Below are 12,717 nucleotides of genomic sequence, written 5' to 3'. Positions count from 1 at the left end.
GTGGCAATAGATTATGAAAAAGAAGTAGGCTCTGCTAAAGTAGAGCAGAAATTCCTATATGAATCCGGCAATGAAATGGCAGCTTATGCTGCTCATCAGATTAATTATCATGTAATGGGGTATTTTCCGATTTCTCCATCGACAGAAGTAGCGCAATTTCTTGATACGATGAAAGCGAACGGCCAGCATGATATTATGCTGATTCCGTCAGATGGCGAGCATAGCTCTGCTGGAATCTGTTATGGCGCTTCAACGGCTGGCGGACGTGTATTTAATGCTACCAGTGCCCAAGGTTATATGTTCATGCTTGAGCAATTGCCTGTACAAGCTGGTACGCGTATGCCTATGGTTATGAATCTAATCTGCCGTTCGATCTCTGGACCGCTGAATATTCACGGGGATCATTCTGATTTGTATTTTGCCCTGAATACAGGTTGGCCAATTTTAATGTGCCGGGATCCACAATCTGTTTATGATATGAATCTAATGGCATTGAAGCTTGCTGAACATGCTAAAGTTCGTCTTCCGGTAATGGTGGCCTCAGATGGATATTTCACTTCCCACCAGAAGCGCCGCGTACAGGCCTTTACTCATCGGGAGGATGTTCATAAATTTGTTGGAGCACAACCTCCAACAGGTTTCACCGATACTTTAGACCGCAATAATCCGGTAACCGTTGGCCCTTATATGAACGAACCTGACTATATTAACAACCGTTATCAACAGTCCGTAGCTATGTACAATGCGGGTGAAGTTTTTGAAGAAATCGCGAAGGAATTTGCTGAGTTAACCGGACGTTATTATCCAATGATCGAGGAATATCGGATGGAAGATGCTGAAGTAGCCGTATTCTTGATGAATTCTGCCTCTGAGATTATTAAGGATGTTGTAGATCAGCTTCGTTTGCAAGGAATCAAAGCCGGTGCAATCTCGCCGAATATGATCCGTCCTTTCCCACAGAAGCAAATTGCTGAAGCGCTGAAAAACGTTAAAGCAATCACCGTTGGTGACCGCGCAGATTCTGTTGGCGGACACGGTGGTAACATGGTCAATGAAATTAAGGCAGCCCTGTTCACATATGGCAACACTACGACTAAAGTAATAAGCCGTATTTACGGTTTGGGTGGTAAGGACTTCTACGCAGAAGATGGTCATGCATTTTTCCAATTAGCAATTGATGCTGTTGCTGCAGATCGAGTAGACATACCATTTGATTATTACGGCCACAATCCGGGTACACCAGAAAAAGCTCCACAACGTCTTCTGAAGCCAATGGACTTTGACTCACTGAAGACAGGCTTGATCACTGTGAAACAGGATGAAGCAACGGGCAAATTAAGCGTACGGATTCCGCCGCTGCGCAGCTTGACGAAGAAACCTAAACGGCTCTCCCCAGGTCATGGTGCGTGTCCGGGTTGTGGGATTTTCTCAGGACTAGAGACTTTCTTCAAAGGGATTGAAGGGGATATCGTCGCACTTTATCATACAGGCTGTGCCATGGTAACGACTACGGGGTACCCGTATTCCTCCCATAAATCAACGTTTATCCATAATCTTTTCCAAAATGGAGCGGCTACCTTGTCCGGTGTCGTAGAGATGTTCTGGGAACGCAAACGTCGCGGTGAGCTGGATGGACTAGGGCTTAAAGAGGACTTTACGTTTGTTATGGTAACCGGAGATGGCGGTATGGACATCGGGATGGGACCGGCAATTGGAGCTGCGCTGCGTGGTCACAAAATGATTATTGTAGAGTACGATAACGAGGGTTACATGAATACTGGAGCACAGCAGTCCTATTCGACACCACTGGGTCATCGTACATCAACCTCCAGTATCGGCAAGCAGCAGCAAGGTAAAGTGACTCAGCATAAAGATACAGCACAAATTATGGCGGCTACTAACATTCCTTATGTCTTCACGGGTTCGGAGGCTTATCCGCAGGATCTGGTGAAAAAAGCGGCAAAAGCACAGTGGTACGCACAAAACGAAGGTTTGGTGTATGGTAAAATCCTGATCGCATGTCCGCTAAACTGGATGTCTGATGATAAGGAAGGCACTAACATCGTTTCATTAGCTGTTGAGTCTTGCTTCTTCCCGTTATATGAAGTAGAGCATGGTTCTACGAATATCACATATAATCCCGAAGACAAGGGCAAACGTGTCGAGCTCTCAGCATGGCTGAAGACAATGGGTAAAACTCGTCACTTGTTGAAACCTGAGAATGAGCCAGCTTTGCACAGCTTCGAAGAAGAAGTTGAGCGCCGTTGGAATCGTCTCAAGGCAAAACACGAACATCCTGACTTATAAGATGTGTTTATCTCCAGCATATAAAATATGAAAAAACCCGGCAGATTTGTCTGCCGGGTTTTTTGTGGTTAGGGAGCATTTGCGCGTAAGAAACAGTTTTCGGACACCACTGACCTTAAACACAGTCTTCTTTCCCATTTGGAATTCTAACGGACTGCATAGCAGTTATCGGCCCTAAAAACTCCCAATATGAGCCCTTTTTGAAGGAATAGTGTCACTGGAGTCCGCGAAACTTCTGAAAAAGCTAAGAACCGGCAAATAACGTCATTTAGGTCCTATGTGTTAAAGACTTGGTCATTTACAATTAGAATAAAGTCCAATTCCCTTTTACTCTTGCATGTTGTTCTGCCCTAACCAGAAGATAGCGGGTACAAATGACAAGACAAGAACTACCTACGATTAAAGCGCCGAGAGCCCACCACCAGCTAATCCCGATATTATCGTATAACGCCCCGCGCACGAGAATCAGACTATATGTGAGTGGAAACAGAAGGGATAGGCCCGTTGCCCATGCTGGGAATACCGCTGGTGGAATACGAACCCCACCAAACAGCTCCATTGGTGCTTGAAAGATGTAATAGAGTAGCCCTGAATCCCTTGAGAATAGAGATATCGCACACAGCAAAGCTCCCCATATAACCGCTGATATCATGATAAGTACTAATACAGGCAATAAGGCGCCCCAGTTAACAGTCGTTGCATCCGCAAGAAAAATGAAAGTCAGGATGGAGAAACAAGCGAACCTCCATATTCCGTGAAATAGTGAATATATGGAACGTCCATACAGGAAGGTCATTTTTGACGCTGGGGTTAGGAACACTACCTCAAGTGTGCCCCCTTTACGTTCTTGTTCGAATAACCATGCGGCTTGCACAACCGTCCAGTATAACTGAAAGACGAGATATCCGCTCAGCAGAAAAAGGGGAATCCGTCCATCTGGTATTACTTTTGAGAGTGCTGATCCTACTCCTGTTCTAAAGGGCTGCATAGTAAAGTAGGTGGTTAAAAAGGTGAGCGCCGGCCAGAGTAGAAGTGAAAAAAACACTGCGCGTCCTTTAACTCTATTTCGATGCTGCTTAGTGATCTCCGCGCTAAGGGTAAACCATAAGCTATGTAAGTTCATGATACCCTTCCTTCCGAAAGGAGGATAATCGCATCCTCCAAATTAGGTTTTTCGGATGCGAAGCTTTTAATGCTAAGCCCATGCTCCGTAGTCCATGGCAGCAGCTCTGTAATGATCCTATCAGCCGAAGGTGTCTTTACAGAAATGCGCTGCAGTCCATCATTTCGAAGTTCGAGTTTTTCTGTTGCGCAGACACCCATTAATTCCGCAGGCTGAGTATATGTTCGTAGATGCTCTAGTAGCTTGGGACGAAGTGATTCATGCCAGCCTGTAACCTCTAAATGAGCAGTTTGCGAGCCTGCAACCTGATGGACAATCCGCTCAGGTTTGTCACAGAGCAGAAGCTCGCCTCGATTCAGTACATAAACCCGATCACAGAGTTCTTCGACCTCCTGCAAATAATGGCTGGTCAGAAGGATACCCTTTCCACTGTCCAGTGCAAGCTTTCTTATCGTACCGCGAAGCTGCCTGGAAATGGGGGCATCAAGGCCAAGTGTGGGCTCATCTAGAAATAAGTATTGTGGATCGTTGATAAGTCCGCGGGCGATTTGCAGCCGTTGCTTCATCCCTTTAGAATATTGTTCAACGGGTTGGTCAGCAGCTTGGGTCAAACCTACTTCCTCCAGAAGACGTTCTGCTTCTCTAGCGATTTGAGGGCTGTTCATTCCATAGAGTTTACCGAAGTATTGAAGATTTTCTCTACCAGTGAGTCGCCAGTACAACATTCGTTCTCCTCCGGCGATCATATTTACTTTTTGCTGAATGGCCTTTCGATTCTTGTGCAGTGACATTCCATCGACTTCAATACTGCCTGAGGTTGGCTCTAGGAGAGTAGAGAGCATACGTATTGTAGTGGTTTTTCCAGCGCCATTTAGACCGAGAAGACCTACGATTTCCCCCGCAGCGATATCTAAAGATAGTGATTTCACTGCAGTCACTGATCTTTTTTCCGAACGGAACCAGCCCAGTCTATGTTTGCTTTCGTAAATTTTAGTAACTTCATGCATGTTTATCAATGGTTTTCACCCTCCAAGGTTTTAGAAACGTTCGAACAACCCGCGCTCTATGCGCCGATTTGTCCATTGACCAACCGTTATGTATACAACACTAAGTAGTATGATAGGCAATGCATCAATTAATCGTATTGATTCTCCAGTTAGCAGCGTGCCTCGTAGCAGTTGTAGCGCATAGGTCAATGGGAAAATCTCACCTATAGCCTGCAAGTAGTCAGGCAAGTATTGCCTTGGAAACTGAAATCCACATAGTAGAGCAGTTATCGTAAATAGAGTATTTTGAACAATGAAGGTGTCCCTTGTATAAAGCATAATGCTTCCTAGCACCAGCGCCATCGCATAACATGATAGTAAAAACAGCAAAATTCCCACGAGGAGAGATATAAAGTGAACAGAGGGGAGCCGAAGTCCTGCCAAAAGGCCAAAGAAGAGAACCACCAGCAATTCCGCCCCGCTTCGATACAACTGCTGGACTGCGTTTCCTAGAAAATAACCGCTCCGGCTTGAAGGGGAGAGCAACAGTGCCTCAAGTGTACCTTCTCTCCATTCGGTAATAAGTGCCCTGGATACATTCATCATCATACTGACGGAAAATATACTGAGCATACCTCCAATAATTACATAGGTCAGATAGTCATCACTGCCACTATAGATAGCGAATTTTGAATCTATATCCCCATTGATTAGATACACATAAGAAAAATAAGAGATGATGACTAGATAAACTCCATCAATAATGTGCCCGAATGTAAAGGTCCAGGGAAAGGCTCTAAGATTAGATTTTTGGTTTCTTTTTAGGGTTGCGATAGCGATATGCCACAACTGTACTCACACCTTTCATTAACCTTATTGTTCAAGGTACTGCCTTTGCAGAACGAGAAGATTATCAAAGACTTCTTTGTTCACTGAATAAAATAAATAATTCCCTTTTCGCTGTGATTGGGTAAATCCTGCTTCACTTAGTTGTTTTAGCTGTTTAGAGACCGCAGCTTCAGAAATACCCAATATTGGCGCAAGCTGCTTGGTACAATGTGGACTTTTCCACAGTAGTTTCAGAATTCGCATCCGCGTATCATCACTTAAAGCTTTGAGTTGGCGCAACAGGTCACTCGGCGGTCCTTCACTAAAGGCAAGACCGGGAACATCCACCGTGAGTGGCAAAAATAAAGTGTCTTCGAACCAGCCAACAAGCAGATGCGGAAATATGAATGTAGAAGGAAAAACGTACACTTGTCCAAGCTGGTCATAAGGAAAGTAATACGTTACAGACTTTTGTACTGTCAGAGTCCCGTTCTCTGCGAGGAGGCGTGGGTGGAGCGTATTTAGTGCCTTTTCCGGGGATCGACTGGCTAAGTCTTGAAACTGAGCGGCTGAGATGTTCATAAATGGTTCAATATAGTCCCATTCCTGCCCGAAATAATCATGTTCGTATGTAATTAATGTTGAGATTAACAGCTTGCGAACACTAGCCAGATTGTTTATCAGGTACTTCACGTTTCCACTCAACTTCATCAGCGAACGCTTGCTTTCAGATTCATTCAGCCATTCGACTAGGGTACTTAGTGCAATTTCTTGATTCATAAATAGATACACTAGCTCTGCATCCGGAAGTTTTTTGAGTAGGGTGATTCCTTGATTGCAAGAAATAGGGACACCCATACGGTCCGGTAAATCTAGCAGAGCGATCCAACGGTCTGACAACTGCCCAAGTGTGTGGATGTTCTCCTGTAGAGCAAGAGGCATCCTTTTCTTGAGCTCCAGAGCCCATTGTAATCTTGTTGGATGGTGTTCTGGTTGATGGAAGACATGCAGACTGCATAATAACTCATGAAAAGGACTGACGACCGTTTTGATCTTTCGATTTAAAGTTTTGAGTGAGCTCATCTCTTTCCTCTCCGATTAACTGTTTGGTTAATCAAAAACCACTTTCGCGTAAAGTGTTCAAAATTATAGGGGGAATGGTCAGGATTGTCAAATCTTTTATGCAGAAAAAAGCGAGAGCACATCCCCATGCGATGGACATGGATGATGTTTCTCTCACTTATAGGATTCTTTTGATAGAGTTATGAAGTAGAGTTATCTTCTGCCTCTAGGCATCATGGAGTTATCGCACATGATATCTTTAACAGAATAGGTGTAGCAATGACGAGGAACTGGGACACAGTGATGGCGTCTAACGATTTCTACCGGGTGAATAACATTCACAACTTGAGGGTGGTAGTAATCTTGATAAACCACCTTAGGTGGGTCAGTGACAGTTTGGGCCGGGCATTTTGGACATCCTTCTGACATTTCCTTCAGCTCCTTTGTGTGTGAACTTACCGTATTATACGCACAGAACAAAGGCATGCTTGGTTATTTGTCTAGTTTATAAAAAAATGGGTGGGATTATTGTTTGTATATCTCTCGCATTACATGACGAAGCTCCGGGATAATGAGCCGTTCCATAGCCAATTTAACGGCTCCAGTGGAGCCAGGCATAGAAAAAACAGCTGTGTTGCCAATCGTACCTGCAATTGCCCGGCTAAGGATTGCCGCCGAACCAATGTCCTCTGTGTAGCTTAACATTCGAAAAATCTCACCGAAGCCCGGTAGCGTTTTATCAAGCAAGGATGAAACTGCTTCGTAGGTGGTGTCACGGGGAGAGATTCCTGTTCCACCTGTCAGCAACACGGCCTCAACTTCAGTGTGATCAGCGTTTTTATAGAGTAGTTCACGAATGTCCTGATAGTTGTCTTTGATAATGGTATGACCAATAACTTCATACCCGGCAGCCTCGAGCATGGATTTGATTAATGCTCCACCGGTATCTGTTTCAGTAGTTCTGGTGTCTGAGACGGTAATGATGTAGCAGGAAACGGATTGTGGTGCTTCCTTCCGATGTTCTTCAACGGATGACAATGAGATCAGCTCCTAAATTAGAGATGTTCTCATGATAGGGTATGGGGAAGGCAAAGACAAGTTTTGTTATCAATCGCTATTCTTTTGAGGTTATAGGTGTGCCGCTTGCGTGCTTTGGCATCATGTAGTAAACTCGCTACCATACCCGTAATTTGCAAGGAGCGATGAATCATGGAACAGGTTGTACCTGTGTATATATTGTCAGGATTTCTGGGAAGCGGCAAAACTACCCTGCTGCAGCGCCTGCTGGAACATTGGAAAGATCAGGGCTTGCGCCCGGCCGTAGTGATGAATGAGCTGGGTGAAGTGAACCTGGATGGGCTGCTGGTTGAGCAAACCGTTCCTATGGCAGAGCTGCTCGGCGGCTGTATCTGTTGTTCTATCCGAGGGGATCTTAGCACAGAGCTAACTACTCTTATCAAGAAGGAATCACCTGATGTGGTTGTTATTGAGGCCACAGGTGCGGCGAACCCGTTGGAAATTGTAGATGGTGTAACCGAAACTTCACTGTATCAAAAAGTCGAGCTAAAAAGCTTGATCACCGTCGTTGACGCCGCGCATCTGCTCGAATTGTACCGTGCGCAGCAGGGGGCAACCTATCGACTGATGCAGGAGCAAATTCGCTGCGCATCTGTTTTGATTCTGAATAAAACTGACCGTGTCTCAGCAGATGAAGCGGAAGAGATCACAACTGTTCTGCGAAAATGGAATTCTTATGCACCGATTATGCCAGCGGAGCGTTGTGAGATCGACACAGAGGAGCTCCTGCGTAGTGCAGGTGGAGTTCTTACGGATACACAGCTTGAAGAGAGCGACAGCGAAAGCCAAGTGCATGAGGAAGCTCAACTACCTTTAGGAGGCACCCATGCTTCTCATGATCACGTGATGGCATACACACATTACTTCAAACGACCTGTCAACAGCGAGACCTTTGAACAGTTCGTCAAGGAGCTTCCGCGTGATGTTTATAGGGCTAAAGGCATTGTGACCTTTAATGACACCTCCAGTCGTTTTCTTTTTCAATATGCTTACCGTGAAGCTGATTTTATGAAAATCACACCTCAAGGCGAAGTCCCAGACGTAGCTGTATTTATCGGGGAACACTTCTCATCCAGTGAGTTACGCACGAAGCTGCTGGCGATGGAAGGACGTATTTTAGTTCGGCCTGGCACGATCAAAAGAAGCCTGTAATCCGTTCTGCTTCAGAAGAAGCTGTGGTTCATTCCTAATCTTGTAGGTTAATAGTAAGGCATACCCATTAAAAATGCAGGAGGTTGAAGGCTATGACCCGAATTCAATATCAGGAGTGCATTGACGCTTGTCTCGAAAGTATGAATGCCTGTAACTACAGCTATGTCTCAAGCCTAAAAGAATATGATCTTGCATCACTTCGTGAGAGCATGCGACTCGATCGTGAATGTGCGGATATTTGTTCTTATGCCATTCAAGCAATGACTCGTCAAAGTCCGTTTGTATCTGGAATTCTAAAACTATGTGCGGAGATTTGTGAAGCATGCGCAGATGAGAGCAGCAAGCATATACATAATCACTGCCAAGAATGTATTAATGCCTGCCGTAAAGCTGCAGAGGCATGCCGTTTGATTAGCGATGCTGTTGAGGTATATGCGTAAGATCGTATAGCTTAACTCTCATATATGAACTAATAGCCAGACTGTTGCTGTAGAAATATAGCAATAGTCTGGTTTTTTATATCCAGGTCTGTTTGATTAATGCTACTGGTAGAAAAAAAGGGGAGGAATACTGGATAGAAAGGAAGTTTTAGAAAGGGCTGCTATGGCAGTTCTTTCATTTTTTTGATTCCTAGAAGAGGAAATTCGTAGGGAACCGGAGAATTAACAGTAGATATGAAGGGAGAATGTTAAGTGGCGAACTTAGTAGATCGTAACTTTGCCAGCGGTAGTATAGATGTTGCTATTCCCCTGATAGAATTAGAACAGATCAGTAAACAGTATGGACGCCGACCCGTATTGGAAGATGTATCGTTTACTATTGAAAAGGGGACTGCAACTGCTCTGATCGGACGGAACGGATCCGGCAAAAGTACGCTGTTGTCAATCTTAGCTGGACTGGTCCATATTTCCTCTGGAAAGCTGAGTTGTAAGGATTCAAATCTGAGAATTGGTTATGCACCTGAGATGTTTCCAGGGTTGAAGCTGACCCCAGAACAGTACTTGCGAAGTATGGGACAGATTAGCGGCCTTGCGCCAGTCCTGATCGAGCAGGAGCTAACAACGTTATTTCAACTTTTTAAGCTGGAGCACTTTCGCAAGCAGTCTATGCTAAACTTCTCCAAAGGAATGCTGCAAAAAATTAATTTGATTCAAAGCTTGCTGGGGAGTCCCTCGTTGCTGCTTCTTGATGAACCTATGTCGGGCCTTGATCTCCCCTCAATGAATAAGTTAGCTGAGCTTCTTATTGGTTTGAGAAATAAGGGTACTGCTATAGTCTTCTCTGTACATGAACCCCAATGGATTGAATTGCTTGCGGATCAGGTTCATGTCATACATGAAGGGAAAATTGTAAAGTCAATTCAGGGGTCAGAGAAGCTGAACTTTAAACCCTCTACATACATACTATTGTCTAATCTGTCGATTCAGAAATTGCAGCAATTGAAGGAAATGGCAGGTTTCATTGCAATAAATACGTTTAAGGATAGTTGTAACATAGCACGTACAGCGTTGACAGTAACAAGTTCAGAATCAGATGCTTTTTTGCGGGTTATCTTGGAGTCGGGTGGTTCAATACAATCGGTAGAACCTCGCGGAGGATCGCATGACTTAGAAAAATGGATGAATCCTAGGAGTTGAACCAAGGGGGGCTAACGTGTATCCGTTTATCGTTTACATGCTGCGAAGTTATACTCGATCTCAGCGTTATTTCGGCCCGTTAGCGGGGATTGTGATTGCAGTCTTGATATTGTATTCTTATAAGCCCAATCCAGTTATGAATAGCTATGCCGCTACAGCAGTAATGCTCTTTATAAGCTGCGCTTGGATGAGTCTTAGTTTTTTGAATCATGAGCACGCTGTTCATCGGCAGATTGCAGTTGTTCACATGCGAAGTGCGGCAAAACATAGTGCAGGTAGTATCTTAACGCTTTGTTTTCTAACGTTGCTGCTAGATATATTGATTGTCCTTTATCCTTGGGTAACAGGTCATTTCGCAGAATCACCTGGGGCATATCGGTTAATTCTAGCGCTTATAGGACATGGATTGTTGGGTATGCTTGGTGTGGCTATTGCCCTATTCTTTCAATCTTCTTGGATTCAAAAAGGCAGTCACGCAACAGGTATGTTATTAGCTATCGTTGTACTATCACTGGGTGGAGCACAAATCAGCGAAAGTTTGCCTGGTATATTTCATTTTTTGATCTGGTTGTTGCCGCCAGTAACTCCTGTAATGGAGGCCATGATGAAAGCTGATACATTGTCATTAGCGGAGTTGTTAGGTTCATTTGCACAAGCATTAGTATATATAACACTGCTTATCGGTTTTTATTTGTACAGATCAAGACAGAGGGATTACAACAAAACATAACTTGTATAGATAAAAGGAACAAGGATACAGAAGTGGGGGAAAAGATGAAGGATACATATGTAGCTGAGAGTGAACAATCGAAAGAGTTATTCGCCTATTTTGGACTGGCAGTTTATTATGGACAGGCCCTCGAGCAGCAGCTTACCAACTTGCTATTGCTTACTAAGCTATCACAAGGAAAAACGCCAACAGAAGCAGATCTGACAGACCTTTATCAGCGAAAACTCAGCAATTCACTCGGCCAACTCATCAAAGAAATCCAACATCATTTTCCTTTCTCGGAGCAAGAAACCGCTCAGTTGGAGGAAGTGTGGAAACAACGTAATTACATCGTTCATGATTACTTTAAAGAGCGTATACAGGAAACCTTTACGCCTGCCGGAAGAGCTAAAATGATTCGGGAGCTGAAACGTTTTAAAAATAAAGCAAGTAGACTTGAAGTTAAACTGCAAGGCTACTGCACAGAAATGTTCACGAAGCTTGGATTAGAGGAGGAAAACTTATTGTAATAATCCTTCTAAGCCGCAAGCTGTTACAACCTCTGGTCTAAAATGAACCGAAGAAGCTCTAACACAGCGAGAGAGTGCAGTTAAAGCTTCGCCTAATGCCGGAATCATCTCCGGTGTTAGGCTTTCTCCAGGTTCCCACCACCAATTGTTAATATTCAATGTTTGGTTCTTCTTATCCATCACCGGTTCAAATCTGCCAACAAAACGATCATTATATAATATTGGCAGTACATAGTAACCATATTCTCGTTCTATTGCCGGCTTATAGACCTCCCAGCGGTAATGAAATCCGAATAATTGCCGAACCAGCTCGCGTTCCCACAACAAATTATCCAGCGGAGCCAAAACAGCCGCAAATGAATCACGTGGTTGAAGCCCAATCTCTTCAGATTCTTGCAGCATCACAGACTCCAAGGTTGGAGCATCTATACTGCGGATATAAAGCGGAACCTTAATCCCCTCGACCCAAACTTCTCTGAGACTATCCTTCTCCAGCAATCTCTGAATCGCCGCCGCACGCTCTTTGCTCTTCAGTCCGGATATGCCCAGCCATCCGTCTCCAGATTTATTCCATAACAAGCCGATACTTCCTATTCTACGTATCACATACCAATCGTGAAATTGTTCTTCCGTGACATTTGGATCGGCTGAACTCAGCAGCTCTGAGGGTAACAAACGTTCAGCGAAATCATAATATCGCCGAGTATGTACACGATGGTGGACAACAATCTCTCCCCAAAAGTACATGCTTTCCATTGCAGCTCGTGATAATCTTGTCGGAGCCCAAGCCCAATCTACTTTCTCCTTTCCGTCTAAATCCAAAGAGGAGAGGGGACCGCGCTTCTGAAGCTCTTCACGAACCTGTGCTACAGCGACCATTACAGGCTCATTAGCCTGATGGTGGGAGGCAGCAGCTGTTCTTCTCCGCTTAAAATAAGGCCAATCCTCTGTACAATAAATAGACATGTTCTTGTCCCAGCCATCAACGAGCAACCTGTCTTTATACAGAAGCTCTTGGACCAGTTCTGGCGTAAATCCCGGAATCCGTGCTTGGAGGACCAGCTCATGATTATGGCCGGCAATATTAAGGGGGTCATATTGGATGCAGCCTACGTGACGAACATAGTCATAAATACTAAGTTTTCCGGAAGGGATAGCTCCGGCAGTTAACTTTTGATGAGATAGCAGAAAAAGCCTGGCTTGTTTCTTAGTCAGATTATAAGTAAGCATCGTTTACTCCTCCAAGGATATGTATTAATTTCCATAATACAGAACATCTGTTCTAAGATCAAGCAGGAAAAAACCC

The 12,717-nt window shown here is 44.4% G+C and carries 12 protein-coding genes; 6 read left to right on the top strand and 6 right to left on the bottom strand.

Annotation, left to right across the window (positions count from 1 at the left end; translation table 11 throughout):
* The gene (locus MHH86_RS17585) at positions 1 to 2,307 is read left to right on the top strand and encodes a thiamine pyrophosphate-dependent enzyme (protein WP_036688045.1); all 2,307 of its coding nucleotides are present in this window, start codon (positions 1 to 3) and stop codon (positions 2,305 to 2,307) included.
* Between the two features lie 304 nt (positions 2,308 to 2,611).
* On the opposite strand, the gene MHH86_RS17580 is transcribed toward MHH86_RS17585, so the two are convergent.
* From MHH86_RS17580 to MHH86_RS17560, 5 genes are all read right to left on the bottom strand, one after another.
* Positions 2,612 to 3,430: an ABC transporter permease gene (locus tag MHH86_RS17580; RefSeq protein WP_339810034.1), complete on the bottom strand. Its 819-nt coding sequence runs from the start codon at positions 3,428 to 3,430 to the stop codon at positions 2,612 to 2,614.
* Positions 3,427 to 4,437, bottom strand: a complete 1,011-nt coding sequence (locus MHH86_RS17575; RefSeq protein WP_342479787.1) for an ABC transporter ATP-binding protein — start codon at positions 4,435 to 4,437, stop codon at positions 3,427 to 3,429. The genes MHH86_RS17580 and MHH86_RS17575 overlap by 4 nt, the downstream gene beginning before the upstream one ends.
* A gap of 30 nt (positions 4,438 to 4,467) precedes the next feature.
* Positions 4,468 to 5,136, bottom strand: a complete 669-nt coding sequence (locus MHH86_RS17570; RefSeq protein WP_178420220.1) for an ABC transporter permease — start codon at positions 5,134 to 5,136, stop codon at positions 4,468 to 4,470.
* A gap of 153 nt (positions 5,137 to 5,289) precedes the next feature.
* Entirely contained in the window at positions 5,290 to 6,327 is a 1,038-nt protein-coding gene (locus tag MHH86_RS17565) for a metalloregulator ArsR/SmtB family transcription factor (protein WP_036688037.1), read from the bottom strand.
* Between the two features lie 504 nt (positions 6,328 to 6,831).
* Positions 6,832 to 7,350 (bottom strand): molybdenum cofactor biosynthesis protein B, encoded by a 519-nt coding sequence (locus MHH86_RS17560; protein ID WP_036688034.1) that lies wholly within the window; start codon positions 7,348 to 7,350, stop codon positions 6,832 to 6,834.
* Positions 7,351 to 7,515: 165 nt separating this feature from the next.
* On the opposite strand from MHH86_RS17560, the gene MHH86_RS17555 reads away from it, so the two are divergent.
* The 5 genes from MHH86_RS17555 (at position 7,516) to MHH86_RS17535 (ending at position 11,411) form a co-directional block, all read left to right on the top strand.
* Positions 7,516 to 8,535, top strand: coding sequence for a GTP-binding protein (locus MHH86_RS17555; RefSeq protein WP_036688033.1), 1,020 nt, complete (start codon positions 7,516 to 7,518; stop codon positions 8,533 to 8,535).
* A gap of 92 nt (positions 8,536 to 8,627) precedes the next feature.
* The gene (locus MHH86_RS17550) at positions 8,628 to 8,975 is read left to right on the top strand and encodes a four-helix bundle copper-binding protein (protein ID WP_036688030.1); all 348 of its coding nucleotides are present in this window, start codon (positions 8,628 to 8,630) and stop codon (positions 8,973 to 8,975) included.
* 252 nt (positions 8,976 to 9,227) lie between these two features.
* A complete protein-coding gene (locus MHH86_RS17545; protein WP_036688029.1) occupies positions 9,228 to 10,172 on the top strand; it encodes an ABC transporter ATP-binding protein in 945 nt (314 codons plus the stop codon).
* 16 nt (positions 10,173 to 10,188) lie between these two features.
* The gene (locus MHH86_RS17540; RefSeq protein WP_036688027.1) at positions 10,189 to 10,902 is read left to right on the top strand and encodes a hypothetical protein; all 714 of its coding nucleotides are present in this window, start codon (positions 10,189 to 10,191) and stop codon (positions 10,900 to 10,902) included.
* Positions 10,903 to 10,946: 44 nt separating this feature from the next.
* Positions 10,947 to 11,411: a hypothetical protein gene (locus MHH86_RS17535; protein WP_036688025.1), complete on the top strand. Its 465-nt coding sequence runs from the start codon at positions 10,947 to 10,949 to the stop codon at positions 11,409 to 11,411.
* On the opposite strand, the gene MHH86_RS17530 is transcribed toward MHH86_RS17535, so the two are convergent.
* Positions 11,403 to 12,641 (bottom strand): winged helix DNA-binding domain-containing protein, encoded by a 1,239-nt coding sequence (locus tag MHH86_RS17530; RefSeq protein WP_036688023.1) that lies wholly within the window; start codon positions 12,639 to 12,641, stop codon positions 11,403 to 11,405. The two genes, MHH86_RS17535 and MHH86_RS17530, sit on opposite strands and share 9 nt — an antisense overlap.
* Positions 12,642 to 12,717: the final 76 nt, after the last annotated feature.

Origin of the sequence: Paenibacillus sp. FSL F4-0097 (assembly GCF_038593125.1) — a bacterium.
GTDB classification, from domain to species: domain Bacteria; phylum Bacillota; class Bacilli; order Paenibacillales; family Paenibacillaceae; genus Paenibacillus_AQ; species Paenibacillus_AQ odorifer.
Note: the sequence above shows the minus strand (reverse complement) of the source record. Positions and strands in the feature narration are given on the sequence as shown.